Raw genomic sequence first — 16,868 nt, 5'->3', positions numbered from 1 at the left:
CTCAGTAGTGAAACGAAATAGCGCCGATGATAGTGTGGGGTTTCCCATGTGAAAGTAGGACATCGCCAGGGCCCAATTAAAGAAACCCGTTGCAGAAATGCAGCGGGTTTTTTGCGTTTATGACACAACATTTTGGAACCACCTGACTGGAGGGCCAGCCCCGTGGAAGGCCACCCCGCCTATGCGGAACTCAGTAGTGAAACGACATAGCCGAAGGGTCGGCCCCGACCGATGATAGTGTGTGGGGCGGCCAGCGGTGGCTTTCCCATGTGTGATGCCGCGCGCGAAAACTTAGCGCGAATTGCGCGAAAACTGCAAAAAATGGATTTTTCAAATAATGAAACGGTATTTCACTATTTAAACCTCAATCTCTGTGAATGGTAGGTCTGGAGCTGGTCCAATAACCCTGCCATTTTCTATGTATACACTTCCACTTTGCACACTGTCACCCAAGACAACGCTTTCACTACCATCATTAAACCTAACTAATGTCGTGCCATTTGCGTTGACACTAACTACCTTTACGATTGTTTTATATGATTTAGTCAGCACGCTCTGGAAGCGCTGTAACGAATTAGACATTAGATAACACCTCAATATCTTGGCTAACTGTAATAGCTCCCTGAGCATTGACTGACGCACTAATAGCTACGCTTTCACATGTCGCTTTATAAAGTGAATCAGTGTATCTAATACCAACGAGCATGCCCGGTTTAAACGGCGGCAGTGTTGGAAGCAACTTAGTTTTGATTCTGTTTATCTGTTTAGCCCCACTTCGAGCGAGTTCACAAGTTCCTCTCTGGCGCGCTGCCTGATTGTGTGTCATGAGGCTGTCAACGATATCAGGAGCGAAACTACTCCCAGTTGTACCTGTACGCTTGATTTTGCATGCAACCCCGATTTGCTCACCTCTAACGAATATTGCGTTATGTTCCGGGTTGATTGTTTGTCTTGTTGAGTGCTCGATGATGAGAGAGTCATTGATGATCACATCACATGTTGCATTTGTAGTGTCCCAAGGTGCAACAGGCCATTCAGGCATGACATCGACCTTTTTAGTTACATCGTCAAACGTAAGAATAGCTCCGACACTTTTTGTGATTTGAAGCAATGCAGCGGCAGGGGTCAAGCCCTGATAGCTATACGCAGAAGCAGGGACCGGAAAGTCTATTAATTTACTTTGTACTGTCCAGCCTGAATTTGATAGCACTTCAGACATTAAGCCCTCAAGTGTCTTTGCTTCTTTATTAGTGTAATTAGTTTCTCTGGCATACGGTTCTGACAACTCAGCAAATCTGCTGCGTAAACTCGCGCTGAACGAGCTGTTTGCAAACTTCCTTGATGTGCTGCTTTGCTCGCAGAGCATGACAAATTCATAGCCGTTGATAGTTAGTTTCAATGTTTCACCTAATGCGCGTTCCATGTCGATACGAGACATAAAACGAATGTTTCCGCTAGCCGCAAACTGGCCTCGTGAAAATGAATAACTGAATGATGTAATAGCAATGCTTTGACCGTCATTAAGACGGACACATTTTATGGATGGGGTCATAATATAACTACTTTGTAATTGAGGCTCGACAGGGATTTTTCTGTCGAGTGTTGGAATATCATCATCTGAACGTATAGGGCCGCCACCAAGCGTCCAATGACACACCTTTTCAGAAGCAGTAAAACGCATCTTTAGAACGTCAGTGCTCAAAGTCCGCTTGTCGCGCATGCGCAGCTTTACATAGCCTGGTTTGAGGTGTGATTTAAATCTGCAAACGTATATCGGCTTTTCCGGACCATAGGAAAACTTGGTATATTCACTAATATTATTCGCAAACGACCAATAGCTTTTGAAAGTTGAACGTACGATTTTACTCTTCGCGAATAAAGCTGAAAAAATCTTAATTTTTGTGACAGATACTGAAAATGGGCATTCCGAGTAGATCTCTAATAAATCTGTTTCTGAGCCTAAGATATTGTAATTTTGCTCTGATTTTTGAGCTATTGAATATTGAACTCTACAGCTTCCCCAAACACCGACCGCACCTAATAAGCTGACGCCCCAAATGCTTTCTATTTCATGACTACGTGTGAAAACATCATTGAATTGTAGCTCGACGCACCTTGCTGCTCCACTTGGTGTTTCGAGATCTCTTTCAATTTCTCCTCGACCGTCCCATGCTGGCTCGAAATAGTTAATTATATGCTTTAGCTCGACGTCGGACCCAAATCTGAGCTTTATTGGAGAGTGTGCACCTTCACTTGAATATCTGGAAAGAAAGCGTAATTTAACTGTCATAGTGTCAGGTCTATTAATTCACATTGCACCCCATCCATAATGGCACCGGAAAACTCTAAGTTATCATCAATCAATACACACGTAATAGATGGCCCCAAAGCATATTTGGCAGGTAACGTAATTTGAATTGTGTGCCCACCTACAGTTTCTGCAATAGAGTTTCCACTGATAAGAACATTGTCCAGAAGCTCACCGTTCAGCCTATCGAACACCATTACCCTCTCTGAGTTTGACCCAGCATCTATCTCTAATTTTGACGCAAAGGCTGGTACTAGATTTGCTACAGTCATACTATTTACAAACCCTTTCGCATCTACAGTTTTTGCTGCTGTTTCGACAAAGACAATTCCAGTTGCGGTGTCGGAAGTGTTTTTGTAATAGATTTCAATTGATACAACACCGTTTCCTGCCAGATACAAATGCTCTGTCCAGTTTCCGTCAGCAAACTCTTTATTAGCTCTAGATGTGCCGTCTGTTAGGGTTTCTCTTATTCTAAACCTGCTTGCAGTTCCTCCGTCCGGTGTCACACGATACATTTTTGCTTGCTCAACGGAAATTGGCCGCGTCGTTTCAACATTTGCAAGTTCATGAAAAATAGCGTCGTTACCTGAATATGATATGTAACCTGAAGGTATCGCATTTCCAGTAAACAAATTAGTCATTCCACAGCTCCACATTGAGGATCAACTTTGATGCTCTTGTTGGAGTGGTCACGCGAAGGATCAGGTGCTGCTGCCCTCCGTAATTAACGAGCGATGGCCATACGACATCAAACGGGTGTGCGCAAAGAGTATTAAAAAGCCCAGGCAAAGCGCCCCTGCAAGCAGGACGCGTAGTACTAGCAGTTATAAACTCTCCGCTGCGGTCTTTTGCAACTTCAAGATCTTTAGCTTTTAGAGTTACAGCCATTAGGGAGTTGCTTGTTATTGCACCTAAATTGTTTATAGAACTTTGAGAAACAGGCAAGTAAGGCGCATCTGGCAAATACAAGGTAAATTCATTCGCGGCATCCGCATCATAAATTTTAACGCCCGGGCTGGAAGATGGAGAAAGGTGATTAAGATGATCAATGTTTCTTCCAGTGTTTGAAGATATGCTTGAAGAAGTGTCCAAACTAAAGTCTTCATTTGCAAGAGAGCATATTGCGACGAATTTCCCTGCATCATTTGTTATGGCATGTGACAAATCTCCAAAGAATGCAGATGCAATGTATTTGTACGACGTAATCTCATATTTTGATACATATCCGAAGAAGAGATACACAGCGCTATCAGTGCCAATAACCACCCAACTCACATTGTGATTTGGAAACACTTTAATGCTCTGCTTCCAGCCTGGTCGTACTAGATTAGTACCATTTGTTGCGCTTTGAGCTGCTTGCACATACGTACCTTTAGCATCGTCAGTCCCAGTATTTGAACTAAATACAACACACCCACCCGACGCATTTTTATAGCAACATGCAACGGACTCGGAAAACAATTTAGTCCAACCTAGCGGTTGTTTATTACCGTACCCTGTTAGTAGGCACGCATCTAAAACCGCGATTATTTCGCTGTACTTTCCAGTTACGAACTGGGGTGCGCCTTCGTCATCCCACCGATAAATTGTTACTGCTTTTGGCATTAGATGCTTCCTCGAAATGCGATTGTTGAACTGTCTGTCTCAATATCAGTGTGACCTGGCGATATAGAGCGGATCATAAGAGTGGGCTTTCCCGCTGCGTACGTAGTGAATAAAAAAGCTTCACCGGGGCCAAGGCCACTGCCGATAGCTTCTTTGGGCAATTTAAAATACGGAGACTGTGTGAGCGGGTTGATAGGAATGCAATCGATACCAGTATTGCTTGTACTAATTAAACCGACAAACTCTCCATACACTTGATAGTCACTAGATGAGAATACTATTGCCCATTTCTGATTAATTGCCCCTTGCCCATTCATGACAATTGGATATTGAGTCGTGTTGATTGAGTTGGAAGCGGGTGAGCCATTGTCTGCAAAATTATTCTGCCAGGCGCTCAATGTGCGTTCATCAGATGTCCTTGCTTGCAAATCACCCATTCGCAATACACTAGAAACGGTAGAACCTGCTGCGTATGTTCTATTAAGCGTCGTTAAGAGCTTAATACTATGACCGTTGATGCTAAGTATTTGCCGCAATTCCGACTGTATCGACGTCACAACAAATGGAGCCGTAAAGCCCGAAACACCCGATTGAACGGTTAATTTTCCCGTTGTTTTGTCATAGCTGTAGTTCGCGTTTGTTGGTGAGTAGAGCGATTTGTTATTTGCATCGACTATATCAACCCAGTCTGAATCTGCTCGCTCATCGATTAATTGTCCCGTAGTGAGTGACGCGTGCTGTGTACGTTGTCGATTTTGAATACAGATTAAATCGCCGACATGAAAAATAGGCTGTGAGCCGTTTGGGAGTTTTGAATAGTTAATACTGCCAGGCGGTGTCGGCACATTCACAAGTTCAAGCTCATGTACATCATATGATATCGTGCCAGGCAAAATATCTACGTTAAATGACAAATTGACTTCGCCACCACCCGATATAGAACCAGTTACATTACTGCCAGTGATAGCGCCATTTTCATTGCTGGACGCGCTTATGTCGGTTCCCGCTGGTGTCTTACAACGGATATAGAAACTTGCTGGATCAAATGATGATAGTTCGATATTAAATGATGCAACTCTGCTTATTTGCTCTTGCTTGGCAACTAAAACACGAAGCTCTTCTTCAGGCGTGCCTGTGTATGATATCGATTCATTTTCAGTTATTACTCCCGTGTCATAGTCAATTGTCGCGATGATGTAACCGCCCGATATGAAACGCCCTTCATTATCATCTGTTAAAATCTCTCCAGTGCTGGCGCGTTTTACTCGACAATAGCCAGGCTGAACTCTCTCACCCACTGACAATGTCAAAGCGCCTGGGTAATTATGAAAGCGAAAATCATCACTTGATAGATAATAGAATGTGAAAGTCTGGCCTTTAGCCAGTTTCTTTTGACTATTTAACGTTGTTGAAACGGTGCCGTTGCCGACACTGAACTGATTTGGCAGCACTCTAGCAGGGCTCCACGCATTCCATGCTTCTACCCAGTATTGGTAAACGCCGTAAAAATATGGCTGGCCTAATAAAAAATCCGGCACATTCAGAATGACCTCTGTCATGTCACCGTATGAGGTGAGAGATGCAGTACGATATACACTGTCATCTCCAATGCTCTTATTTAAGTGCTCTATACGATTAATGACAGTCGGCGCAATAGAGCTGCTTACATTTTCAACATTCAAAACGTTATTGTTAGCAGCATCCGTTGTTTTAGTTGTGCCATGGTACTTAGCAGTTTTCAGCATATCTTGGATATCACTGAGCACGCTATCATCAGTGAGGGCTGAGGACTCAGCAATGAAAGTGTTTACCAATGCATCTTCTGGTTGGTCACTGATAAACAACAGTGAGTCTAATAATCTTGAATCATCTGGAGTTGCAACCGTGGGATACAGTTTGACGACATCAAGCGCGCTCGATGCATAGTCGACGTTGCTAATGGCACTAAATACATCGTTGAGTTTCCCTGACTCAATTGCATTATTTGTGCGATGGCCGCCAGCGTTCGGCTCGTTGCCAAGACGTTCAGATTTAAAAATTTTCAGGTCACTTCTAAGCATACTCACACCGTCTTGAATTTTAGAGTCACATTTTCAAATACATCAGGCGCAGCATCTGAATACTGTTGGATTGCTGTGCCGGTGACGGGCTGTTGGCTGTGGTCCCAAGCGACAGTGTGGATTGCTCCCCGTATTGTGATTTGAAAAGCACTAAGCTGAGATTGAGCGAAATCAAAAAGCGTCTTAAATACTTCGTAACTTTCTTGCTGGCTCCAAAGTGTTATAGGTCGCCCAACAGGTATCGTGGTTTTTTCGATATGTGGTGCACCATTTAGTGCTCGCTCTGTTTGTTCAGCGACAGATTGATAATTGAATTCGTCTGTCCAGACAAATTGGTCATATTGTTGGTTGTTTAGTTCTATCATTGCACTCTCGCAAGTTGCTCTAGTTCGTCTAAAAGTTCGTGTTTAATTTGCGCGTAAATTTCCGCTTGATTTCCCCCTGGTAAGTTCAGTTGCAGTTTCACCGTTGTGGCGCTGCCATACTGTTGTTGGAGTGTGCTAACCAATTGTCGAACGGCAGCTTCCAAGCTGGTATTTGTTGAATTCGTTGTGACAGCTTCATGGACACTTGATTGTTGTGCGACCGGGATTTGTTGACGGGTATACGCCCCAGAAAAGCCAGAGCTTGTCAGGCTTTTTATTGCACTTCGCTGTTGGTTTATGAGTGTCAAAAGCTCTTTTTTTCTCGTAGCATCAATGCGTGTTAGCTGCTGTGTTAGTCGTTTGTATATGTCGGAAAGAGACTTAGTCGATGAAGCGTTGTTTATTTGGGATTTAAACTTGTTGTACTCAGCTTCAGTTGCTTGTTCATGTGCACGTCGCTCACGCTCGGCGCGTACTTCACGGCTATCAAACTCATACGCACGCGATTTCAATCCCTCTTGATGGTCGACAATGGTGTCCACTGTGGGCCTATCGCTGCGATTGTTTGATGCACTGCGAGTTGAATACCAGGTTCTTTCTGTGCGCTCTAATTCACTTCGCTGCTCCCTTAATGATTTCATTTGAGATTGTGCAGCTTGCGTCGCTTCTAGCGTTGCTTGTGTACCGCGCTGTGTTGCGGCCGTTGCTGAATCTTGTGCGCTTTTGAAATCCCCTAGCAACTGATTAACGACCTTCAGCATAGACTCTAGGCGGGCTTTTTGGTCCGTATATTGTTGCGCCGACACTTTGCCTGATTGATATTGGTTATTGAGGCTATCTAACTCTGAATGAATGCGCGATTGCTCAGCTCTGAGCTTACCCATTGTGGCAAGTTCAAGCTGTTGCACGCGGTTTAAATCCGCAGTCTGCTCGGCGAGTCTTTGCTGTTGAACAGTCAGCGCGTTTTGCGCCTGAGCTTTTTGCGCTGCGGTCGCTGTGCTACTTGCCAACACTTGCTGATTTGCTGCAATGGCTTTTTTAGTTGCATCGAGTTCACGCTGATAACGCTTAACCGCTTCACTGTTGGTGTCGACAACCGGGGCCAGCTCATTGGCTTTGGCTATCAACTTATCAAGTTCAGTGGTTAACCCCAGTGCTGCTGCGGCGGCTTCAACGCTGGCGGGCACGGTTTTATTTGTCGCTGCGGCGGCTTCAATCGCCGCGTCTGCCCATTTCAAAAAGGCCAGTTGTTGTTGGCCTATTGGTTCATTGTATTGTTTGATAAGCTCAAACGCGCCTTGCAATTCGGCGGCGGTTTTTTGTAGTGCGGCGCTACTTTTCAAGCCCATTTTTTCATAGGCTTTTTCAACAGCATTGGCCAAGTATGCTTGTCGTTCTAGGCTTTCATTATGAGATTCAAACTTAGTTTTTAGCTCATCAAGTAATGTGATTTGCTGGCTGTATTCATCACCCGCAGCGGTTAGAGCAGCACGCGCCGAGTCGAGAGATTGTAAAAAACCGTCCACGCCATCGCGTACACCATTCAAGCTTTTTGATTGTGCGTCTAATGACTCAACAACCTTAAGTGCTTCAGGGATGCTGAGTGTTAATAGTTCTTGGCGCTCGCGTTCTGCTTGCTCGGTTTCTTTGGTTGCTTGTGCTAGTTGCTCTGTTTTTAGTGTGGCATTTTCATAAGTCGCAAGCTTTTCATTCCATATGAGGACTCCACTTTCGACGGCAGCGTCAAGCTCTGCCATATTCGTGATCAGCACACCTGTTTTGTCACTGATACTTTGGTATTCAGCGGCTAGTTTAGCGGTGGAAAGTTGTGCCGCAGCTCTGCTTTGCTCAACTTGCTGTTCAATCGTCAACAGGTTGTTGTATTCAACGCCGACATTGATCAATTCATTAATCAACAGTGTGTACAGTCCACCTCGGGCAATGAACCCAAGCGCATTTTTCCACTTGTTTGTTGCAACGGTAGCAGCTTCTGTTGCAATGGTCGCAGATGTGATGGCGGTTCGATACGCGACAAACGCACGCGTTGCCGTGGCTGCCCCTGCGACAACATTGCTGAAATACGATCCTACTTTTAACGCAAGCCAAGCTTTTGCGACAAAGCCGATTTCTTCGCGTAAACCATACAGAGTTGTGATGGTGTTTTTGATGACCGTTCCGACGTTGACGATCGTGTCACTGACTGATTGTGCCCACTCTTGTAAACGCCCATCCGCAGCCATGGCTGCAAACTCTGCATTAAGGGCGGTGAGTTGACCTTTGAGCCAATCCATCGCCCCCGACTGTGCAACCATATTATAAAATTGCTCAAGGTTGTCGCGGGCATTGGATACTTGGCCACTGAACAGGGCCATTTGCGCCGCAGCACTGCCAGCGCTTGCACGGCCCATTTCATCAATCAGGTCTTTGATAACATCGCGGCCCAACTTGCCTTCAGAGCTGAGCTTTTGCAGCTCTTGAACATTCTTGCCCGTGACTTCTTGCAGCATATCCCAAACTGGCACACCCCGCTCAACAAGCTGTAGAATTTCTTCACCTTGGAGTTTTTGCTTTGCCCAGGCTTGGCCAAGAGCGAGGCTTATTCCTTCAACTTCTACGTAACTGCCACCAAGCTTTAAAGCGCTATCGGTGATGGCTTGAAGCGTACCGTCCATTGGGTCAAGCCCGAACGCCTTTAGCTTCACAAATGCTTGACTCACTTCCCCTAATTGCAATGGGGTGTTTTTTGTAAAATCAGCAATCCAGCGGGTAGCATCTTCCCCTTGCGCAATACTGCCCATAAGGCCGTTCATTTGCACCTGGAGCTTTTCGAACTTGTCTCCAGTGGCAAATACATTAGACACTGCCTGGCTTACTCTATCTAAGCCAAAATAGGCGGCTGCAAGGGCTGCAATTTGACCTGTGACATTGCCAAGGCCGACCGCATGGGCTTGTTGAGCGGCATTACCTTCTTTTAAATCTTGGGTGAATCCATCAACAGATTTACCCGCTTTATCGAATTGCGCGCCTAAGTCGCGTTTGGCGGCTTTTAGGTTGTTGCTGTCAACACCAGAGCGCCTAAGCGCGCCTTGTAATGCAGCGTGTTTAGTGGTTTGTTGCGTCAGTTCGTCACGCATTTGAGCAAGCGAACGTTCTGCTTGTTCAATGGTGTTTGTTAGCGCTTTAGTTGGGTTCTCTGTGTTTTGTGTGTCGCGCTTTAATTCATCCAGCGCTTGTGACGCGGCGGCGGTAGCTGTCGCATGTTGTTCTAATTTTTGTTTAGACCGCTCAAAGTTGTGTATTAAATCTTGCTGACTGCCCAGCTCTTCCAAAACATCTGCAAGTGACTTTGCTTGCACACTGGTTTGCTGTGCGCTTTGCGTTGTATTGTCGAGATTATCACTGAGAGATTGGGCCGCAGGGTTAGCTGCATCCGCACTTTGTTCAATGTTGCGTAGTTCAGTAACGAGTTGTTCAATGTGTTGCTTGCCTGTGGCCTCTGCAACAATACGTAATGCAAGCTCTAAAGTTTTATCAGCCATGGGGTTACTCAGAAAGTGAAATGTAGGAAAGGGGCCTAAGCCCCTTGGGATTAAGCGGCAATGTCATCCACAACGAATGGTGCGGGTTTTCCTGGCACAACTTTCGCTGTGCCTTCAAGCTCTCCACCAACAAAATCAGTTGATGCCAAATCCATTTCACTACTGGGTGACATCGAGGTATCAAACACCTCAAATTGCACGTCTTTGCCGTTGGCTAAATTGGTGCCCTCGCCAAAGAGTCTCAAGCGCGTATTGCTATTAACGGCCCCTTTAATGCGCTTGCCTGAGCGGGCATTGTATTGCGCTGATATTGTGATGCTGCCGCCTGCATCCACTGCGCCGCCAGGTAAGGCCCGTATTAAGCCAAGGGCATAATTCACTTCGAAATCTTTGCCTAGCTCTAGCGGGGTCGTTGATTGTTTAACGACAAGGCCCGCTTCAGCCAGATTTTTATGTCCAATTTCAGTCCACTTATGCTCATTGGGTAGTGTTAACGGTTGGTCGGTGATGGTGCCGCTGGCATCATTAATGGTCATCACTTCCCCCATCAAAGCCATGGCAATGAGTTCTGCGGGTTGGTCGTCAAATGCCCAGCTAATCGTTGTGGGTTTGGGGATTTTTATATCATCCAACGCTTGACCGTAATCGGCCTTTTTGTTGGATGTGCGCGGTTTGGCTTCCGCTTCTGCTTTTATCGCTAATTTGGTGGTGTTGATAGGACCAAGGATACCGCCTGTGGGTTGCCCATTAGGATCAAGTCGTTGGACAAAGACATTGCCAGAAAATAATAAGCCGTCGCTCATGGGTGATTACCTCTCATTTTGAATTGACTGGTAAAGGCCAGCGGGTAAAACCCAAAGCCTTGTGTGTATCGTGGTTTTATGGATGTATTCACACGCTGCCAAGGGCCGATGCCCTGCGTCTTTTTCCCCGCCAGTGCGCGAATAATGGATGTTAAAATGTGACCTGTGTTTGCCTCATCGCCGAGTCTGTCGGCAAGGACGACAAGCCATGTTTGCTTAAGCTGCATCGATGCCCCCGCGTTGGCTTTGTCTGATATGGCATCCCCCATATACAGATAAAACACGGTCGGGGTTGTTTGCACATGCTCAAGCTCAGTGAGTTCATTTAAGTACTGCACGTGTAAAACGCCTTTGACGCGCGTCAGTGCCTGTTTAAGTGGCTCGCTCGCTGCTAGATGGTTGTCAGTTAGCTCAAACATCACAAGAATCCTGTTGCTTTATCTCGCGCGAAAACACTGCCCGCAGACTCGATGATGGCAACGTCATTTTGCTCAGCTTTGTTGCCTGTGGTATCTAGACCTAAACTGATATCGCCCTTATTTACCGCGCGCAAAAAACTAACAGCATCTTTGTAGCGGGTTTCAATGTGCTCCGGTGCATTGTTTCCCGATAAAAAATAGCGCGATAAATCGCAGCAAATGCGTGTCAGTGACTTTGGTTGGGTACTCAGAGGCAACTGATAGCGTCCTGATAAATAGGTGTTGATTTCAGACGTCGCATCGTCCAGAGCTTGTCCAAGCACCGTTAAATCTATCTGACCAATCGGGCTGTTTTGTCTGCGGGTAAGCAGGATTAAATCCTGCTCACCAAAGCGACTGGTCATATCCTCTGTCGTCGCGTAGGTCATGTTTACTGCTCCGACTCAGCGCGCGCTGAAGCCTCTTGGTACAACTTCCAAGCGGCATCACGTTGCGCTGCGGTGGGCTTGTGCTTGCCTGTGACTTTTTCACCGTTTACATCATCACTGACATCAATGGTAAGCTGGTCAACCGTGGGCTTGTCTTCAAAGCGCTCAACCATCATCACAGCGACAAATGGGTGCAGTTCTTCAGGCACACCCGCCAAGTCAACTTGAAAATCGCCATCTACAGGTTGGTGTAAACTTCCTGCGACCAATGCTGATTCCGATATAGGGTTTTCTTGGGTCGGAAGTTCTTGCACCGCGAGTCGTGGATCAGTTTTAAGTATTTCAAGCTGTGCGCTTGTGACGGACAGGTTATTAATCCCTTGAGACAAGGTAAGGTTTGCGCGTCTGTAGCCAGTCGGTTGAGGACTCGTAATACAGACAGCAATGCGCGATCCCAAAGTGTTATTAGCCATTTCATTTTCCATCCTATTTAATTCACGGTTTATAAGTAGTCAGCGACAAGCAGTTCAACGCGGCCCTTCAACTCGTTCGAGCTGTTTGCGTCTAACTCGCGCTCAAGCATTTTGGTTGCCACGTCTTCAAGCTCTGGCGGGACCACCAATGTAGTTGGGCGTATTGCCAGTTTTTGGCCGCCGTCGGCTTTGAAATCACGCATTTTTTTGATTGAGTCCCAGAGGTTATCCGGTGTCAGAGCGCGTTTGTTACCAAAGGCCAATTGCCAAAAGCTGAAGCCAGCGGCATCACGGCAATCGGTGCCATAGCGGAACGTTTTACTGGTGAAAACGGCTTCATCGTCAATTTTGGTCATGCTGGTAAATTGGGGCTTTTTACGCACTTGGAAAATGACAGGCAGTAGTGCTTTGGATGTATCTAATACAAACCAAGGCGCGCCGTTATAGCCAACATCTACAGCCATGTTTGCAACGCTGACAGGCGTACCCGTACCATCGACATTGGGATAAACAGGGTGATCAGTATCAAAGTAGTTTTGCCCGTCATAACACAAGGTCGTGAAGCCCGCCGCGAGCAAGGGAAAAACCATTTCATCTGGATGGATAGCAGCACTTCTGCCCATCTCTTCAAAAATGGGTTTATAAATGCCCAGCTCGTCGTCTTCGATTTCGGTCTTATCAACACCAATTGTTGCTTCATAGTCTTCATTGACGATGCTATACGCGTGGGCTTTCATGCTTTTGATGGTTCTATCGCCCACCCATTTTTTCAGTGAGGGGAATTTCCCCAGCCAGCCATACGTGTTGCTTTTTGTCGTAGAAGGTATGACCGAGGCAATTTGTGTGTACTGCGGTTTGGCCGTTTCCATACCGCTTTGAAAGTTCTTTTTAAAGCCAACTTGTAAGCTGGTTAATAGTGCGGGAGTTACGATAGCCATTATTTTTCCTCTTTAGCATCTGCGAATTCTTGATGACTCATGCCCAGTTGGTCAGCAGCGTATTTGTCATCTGCCGTCAGGGCAGCCAGACCTTTCTTTTTGTCTTCCGGTGGCGTTTGAGTTTGCTTGGTTTGCTGGGTTGTTAGCGCTGCAATGGGTTTGCGCGTCTCTAACATGGTGGTTAAGGCCGCAACGCCTTGTTGCTCTCCCAGCTTTTTGAAGTAGTCCACTTCCGCCTCAATGATGCGACCATCTTGTTTGGCCTTGTCGATTTCAGCGTCTACGGTGGTCACTTGGTGCTCTGCACTGAGTGCAACGTATTGCGTGTGCAAGGCGTTGTAAGATTCAATAGGCACATACTTTGATAAGTCCACGGTTTGTTGCTTATCTTGCTGTGCTGTGAGCGCAGCTTGTGCGGTTTGCGCTTCTTGCTTTATTTTCTCAATGGCCGCTTGGCCTTGGGTGATATGTGCGTCAGTGACATCACCGTCCACGGTGACACCTAAAGCCGTCAGTAGCTTTTGTGCTTCATTCATTGGGGGAACTCCAAATTGAGTGAATTGGCTGTTTAAAATCGCTACCTCATCCATGCCCAAAATTGCAGGGTCATTGGTCAAGGCAACATGAAGAAGTTTGAGAACACGGCCTGTGATTGTGTCGTAGAGAAAAACAGGGCTAACATAGCGGTATTCTTTTGCACGGATGGCACTTACTGCTTTGTCGGTCCACTCGACGTTTTCGGCATACACACCTTCGCCTGGCACATATTGCAATGCATCAGGTTTAAACCATCCCGCAGCGGGAGCTGGCTGGCCGTTTTTTTCTTTGTGTAAAGTCTGGTGCTCATAGTCGAATAGGTAATCATTTGGTCGCTGCTCGGCGTGTAGCTGTAAAAATTGAAAAGCCGCTGCGTCCATCAGCCAGTGGCCGGACTCGACATCTTTAGGGCGGCCATCGTGACCGCTGAATAAGCCATCAGGAATAATAAGCACGCGCGCGCTTGTGCCAGTGTCACTGATTTGGTCTGAGAGGTTACACACTGCAAGGCCAACATTGGAATCGTTAGGCTGCGTTGTTTGGCTACATACAGCAAGGCCAATCGAAGTTGGGGAGTAAAGTTTCATACATACTGGCACGTTTTGTTGAAATTGGTGCCAGTATGTCGGGTTGGGCTAGAAGAGTATTTTAAACTGGGTTAGTAAATTTATTTCCCCAATCGTAATGTTATAAATTCAATTGCATTCTCTAATAAAGATAGCGTTGGTTTGCCTGTTCTCTTGCTTTTATTGTACCAACCGTATAGTAAGAACCAACCAGCCTCAAACTCGGCAGCCTCATCGCCTTTAGTTAGCCCATACTTTTCAGAGATTTGAGTAAAAACCTTTTTTGGAATAATCACAGATAAGTCGCTCTTACTTTCGCCTGTATTGAGCCATAAATCACCAGTTATGCTGTGCTTTGCATTCCAAATTGAGCCCCAAAAAAAAGTGGGGAAGCGTCCTGGTGTTAATTTGTCTTGATATAACTCAAATCTATCCGTGTTGTAAAAAGCTCTGTTGATGGGTTTTTCAAAACCAAAGACTTTTATTTTTGCATGGCTGTTTTCAAAATCTGGATCGTCTTTTAGTGTTTTCAACAAGGTGCTTAACCTTCGAGACCACTCACTTTTTCCAACTCCCGATGCTTCGCCAAATTTCCTATAACCACCTCGCTTTCTTGCGCCATCTTTCCCTGTTTCATCTTTTGGCTTTCTAGGGTTGATAGTCGTATCTTCGGCAGTGAAATTGAAGTCAACTACAAATACATCCTCTTCATTTTTCAATGCTTGTACCGACGTATATCCTGATGTGTCGACCTTTTCACTTTCAAGAGTTTTTTGGGGGCAAACTTGCCCATCTATTAGCAGATGGACACTTCTAAAATGCGCGGCGCGTCCATTAGTAGAGCGAGATACATAGGCCGCTTTTTCATGGCAATCGGAGCAAAATAAGTACGGCCTCATGCGTTCAAGTTGCTCTGGTGGCAACTTTTCCAACACGATAGCTGAATAGTAATTGCTAGAAGGTTCGGTGTTTGGTGTTTGGTGTTTGTGAGTCAGAATAAATAACAGTATCCATAAGGCTCCTTATAATTGGATATTAATCATTCACTATGACTGTCAACTATTATTTATGGAACATCAATGCTTTTTCCAGTTTGGCGAGTAAAAGAGGGGGAGGCTTTGTTGAAGTAAGCACGCATACTACAGGGAAAGTATGCGTGATAAAGATAAATGGATTTAGCTCTGCTTGCTGCGTTGCCCGAATACATAACCCAATGCACCTGCAATGATATTCATAAGCAAGGTGATTAATTGCATAGTTGAGGGCTCTTTTATGTCATTTTGCGCTAGAACGACAATGATTGCAGTGCTGAAGAAAATGATAACAAGCACCACAATCGACATTTTCGCACTTTCTCCAGAGCCTAACAGCTTACCTAATAAACCTAGTTCCATAAGCTGTGACGTCAGTTGTTTTTCGGTCTCAAGCCTTTTGGCATCGTAAATGGCCTGTTCTTTTAAGGCCATCTCTTGATAATTATTGTCAGATTGATGAGATGCTTTTTCTCTTTGCGGGTTTATTTCCGCAAATATGTCTTCCTTATACTCCATTTATCTTCCTAGTTTATTAATTTTTACACTGCATGAACCGGGCGCAGCAAATCTGAAAAATAACTCTCTATCACCTCATTTGGGATTTGTACATTTCTCATTGTTGGATTATCAGATTTGACGGTATCCCAAGGTGCGCCTTTATAATGCGTCATTTCTGACAGCTCTAGCGCTGAGTATTGGCCATAATTTTGCCAAATTGAGTCAACTAAATTGTGTAACTCATGATCATGCTCAAACGGCATTGGCACAATATATTGTGCTCTGACTTGATCATATTGTGTTGCTAACTTTGTAATTGGGGCACTACCAAAGCACCTAAATTCAATATAGACACTGTTTACAACAGGACCATAGTTCCACGCTTCTAAATACTCGTCTATTAATGGTTTGCCTTGAATTGCAAGATACCAACCATGTGCGTAGTAGATAAGCTTTTGTAACTTCATTGGAGTTAACTGCTCACCTGTTTTTTGTGCTTTTTCTAGAAAAGCATTTGCTATTACCTTAGCTGGATAACTCATCACAAACCTCCATTTGTTTGCAACTTTCAATATTTGAAACTCTATTTAATATACTTAAATAAAAAGTATATGTGAAAGTATATTTCATTCTAAGGGCAATCGTGCCCTTATAACGGCTTTAGAAACGTTCCGAAACGGGGTTAACGCTGTTTTCTCTGAATAAAGATATCATTGCGGCGGGTAAACGCGCTTAGCGCCGCTGAGGGCGATTTAGCGCGTTTTTTAATTTTCGATGATAAAGCTTGCTAACACCTCAATGATTTGTTGTTCTTCCTCAGCACTTACGCCCAAGTATTGGCGCTGCGGCATGGCTGCCGGACCTGGTGCCATGCCCGGCTTACCTCCAAAGTTATGAATAGCGGCATAAGGCTTATTGCTGCCAATCTCAGCCCAAAAGTCGCCACTGTCCGCTGCTATGCTGGCCGCTAAACCACCTGCACTGACCTGCAGCATTTGGCCGCCAACACGTTTTGGGTTTTGCTTGAGATAGTTCTCACTGAGCCCTTGCCAAGTTTCACCTGTCACTGGGCTACGCTCTTCGGCAAAAGCGTCTTCACTGGCTCCCTCCATAATGGCGGCAATTTCATTCATCGGGTCGCTGAGGTCTGTGAACTTGTCAGCAATCTCTGCCAGGATGTTTGCTGCATTCCCATGCGTTAGAATTTCAAGTGTGTTGCTCATATTGTAATCACCTAATACATGAGTAATAATTAATAACGGTGGTAGTGTTTCCAATGGGTAACGGTTAAC

General features: G+C 45.4%; 17 protein-coding genes. All 17 read right to left on the bottom strand.

The window, feature by feature from the left end:
- Positions 1–357: 357 nt before the first annotated feature.
- The 17 genes from QNM18_RS26900 to QNM18_RS26820 all read right to left on the bottom strand — a co-directional run bounded on the left by QNM18_RS26900 (position 358) and on the right by QNM18_RS26820 (position 16,799).
- The gene (locus QNM18_RS26900; protein WP_284138928.1) at positions 358–582 is read right to left on the bottom strand and encodes a hypothetical protein; all 225 of its coding nucleotides are present in this window, start codon (positions 580–582) and stop codon (positions 358–360) included.
- The gene (locus QNM18_RS26895; RefSeq protein WP_284138927.1) at positions 575–2,290 is read right to left on the bottom strand and encodes a hypothetical protein; all 1,716 of its coding nucleotides are present in this window, start codon (positions 2,288–2,290) and stop codon (positions 575–577) included. The genes QNM18_RS26900 and QNM18_RS26895 overlap by 8 nt, the downstream gene beginning before the upstream one ends.
- Complete coding sequence (locus QNM18_RS26890) at positions 2,287–2,952, bottom strand: hypothetical protein (protein ID WP_284138926.1); 666 nt, start codon at positions 2,950–2,952, stop codon at positions 2,287–2,289. The genes QNM18_RS26895 and QNM18_RS26890 overlap by 4 nt, the downstream gene beginning before the upstream one ends.
- Positions 2,945–3,916 carry a hypothetical protein gene (locus QNM18_RS26885; protein ID WP_284138925.1) on the bottom strand — a complete coding sequence of 324 codons (972 nt, stop codon included), beginning with the start codon at positions 3,914–3,916 and terminating at the stop codon, positions 2,945–2,947. The genes QNM18_RS26890 and QNM18_RS26885 overlap by 8 nt, the downstream gene beginning before the upstream one ends.
- Positions 3,916–5,976, bottom strand: a complete 2,061-nt coding sequence (locus QNM18_RS26880) for a hypothetical protein (RefSeq protein WP_284138924.1) — start codon at positions 5,974–5,976, stop codon at positions 3,916–3,918. The genes QNM18_RS26885 and QNM18_RS26880 overlap by 1 nt, the downstream gene beginning before the upstream one ends.
- A gap of 2 nt (positions 5,977–5,978) precedes the next feature.
- On the bottom strand, positions 5,979–6,341 hold the full coding sequence (locus QNM18_RS26875; protein ID WP_284138923.1) for a hypothetical protein: 363 nt from the start codon (positions 6,339–6,341) through the stop codon (positions 5,979–5,981).
- A complete protein-coding gene (locus QNM18_RS26870) occupies positions 6,338–9,880 on the bottom strand; it encodes a tape measure protein (protein WP_284138922.1) in 3,543 nt (1,180 codons plus the stop codon). Before QNM18_RS26870 ends, QNM18_RS26875 begins: the two co-directional genes overlap by 4 nt.
- A gap of 50 nt (positions 9,881–9,930) precedes the next feature.
- Positions 9,931–10,683, bottom strand: a complete 753-nt coding sequence (locus QNM18_RS26865) for a phage tail tube protein (protein WP_284138921.1) — start codon at positions 10,681–10,683, stop codon at positions 9,931–9,933.
- Positions 10,680–11,102 (bottom strand): phage tail terminator protein, encoded by a 423-nt coding sequence (locus tag QNM18_RS26860; protein ID WP_284138920.1) that lies wholly within the window; start codon positions 11,100–11,102, stop codon positions 10,680–10,682. Before QNM18_RS26860 ends, QNM18_RS26865 begins: the two co-directional genes overlap by 4 nt.
- On the bottom strand, positions 11,102–11,530 hold the full coding sequence (locus QNM18_RS26855; RefSeq protein WP_284138919.1) for a gp436 family protein: 429 nt from the start codon (positions 11,528–11,530) through the stop codon (positions 11,102–11,104). Before QNM18_RS26855 ends, QNM18_RS26860 begins: the two co-directional genes overlap by 1 nt.
- A 2-nt stretch (positions 11,531–11,532) precedes the next feature.
- A complete protein-coding gene (locus tag QNM18_RS26850; protein WP_284138918.1) occupies positions 11,533–12,003 on the bottom strand; it encodes an HI1506-related protein in 471 nt (156 codons plus the stop codon).
- Between the two features lie 29 nt (positions 12,004–12,032).
- Positions 12,033–12,941 (bottom strand): Mu-like prophage major head subunit gpT family protein, encoded by a 909-nt coding sequence (locus tag QNM18_RS26845; RefSeq protein WP_284138917.1) that lies wholly within the window; start codon positions 12,939–12,941, stop codon positions 12,033–12,035.
- The gene (locus QNM18_RS26840; RefSeq protein WP_284138916.1) at positions 12,941–14,065 is read right to left on the bottom strand and encodes a phage protease; all 1,125 of its coding nucleotides are present in this window, start codon (positions 14,063–14,065) and stop codon (positions 12,941–12,943) included. Before QNM18_RS26840 ends, QNM18_RS26845 begins: the two co-directional genes overlap by 1 nt.
- A gap of 80 nt (positions 14,066–14,145) precedes the next feature.
- Positions 14,146–14,976, bottom strand: coding sequence for a hypothetical protein (locus tag QNM18_RS26835; protein ID WP_284138915.1), 831 nt, complete (start codon positions 14,974–14,976; stop codon positions 14,146–14,148).
- A gap of 243 nt (positions 14,977–15,219) precedes the next feature.
- The gene (locus QNM18_RS26830; RefSeq protein WP_284138914.1) at positions 15,220–15,594 is read right to left on the bottom strand and encodes a hypothetical protein; all 375 of its coding nucleotides are present in this window, start codon (positions 15,592–15,594) and stop codon (positions 15,220–15,222) included.
- A 23-nt stretch (positions 15,595–15,617) separates the two neighbouring features.
- Entirely contained in the window at positions 15,618–16,118 is a 501-nt protein-coding gene (locus QNM18_RS26825; RefSeq protein WP_284138913.1) for a Panacea domain-containing protein, read from the bottom strand.
- 222 nt (positions 16,119–16,340) lie between these two features.
- Positions 16,341–16,799, bottom strand: a complete 459-nt coding sequence (locus QNM18_RS26820; RefSeq protein WP_284138912.1) for a phage virion morphogenesis protein — start codon at positions 16,797–16,799, stop codon at positions 16,341–16,343.
- Positions 16,800–16,868: the final 69 nt, after the last annotated feature.

The sequence above is a fragment of the Pseudoalteromonas obscura genome (assembly GCF_030135505.1).
GTDB lineage: Bacteria > Pseudomonadota > Gammaproteobacteria > Enterobacterales > Alteromonadaceae > Pseudoalteromonas > Pseudoalteromonas obscura.
This window is presented reverse-complemented; position numbering and strand designations above follow the sequence as displayed.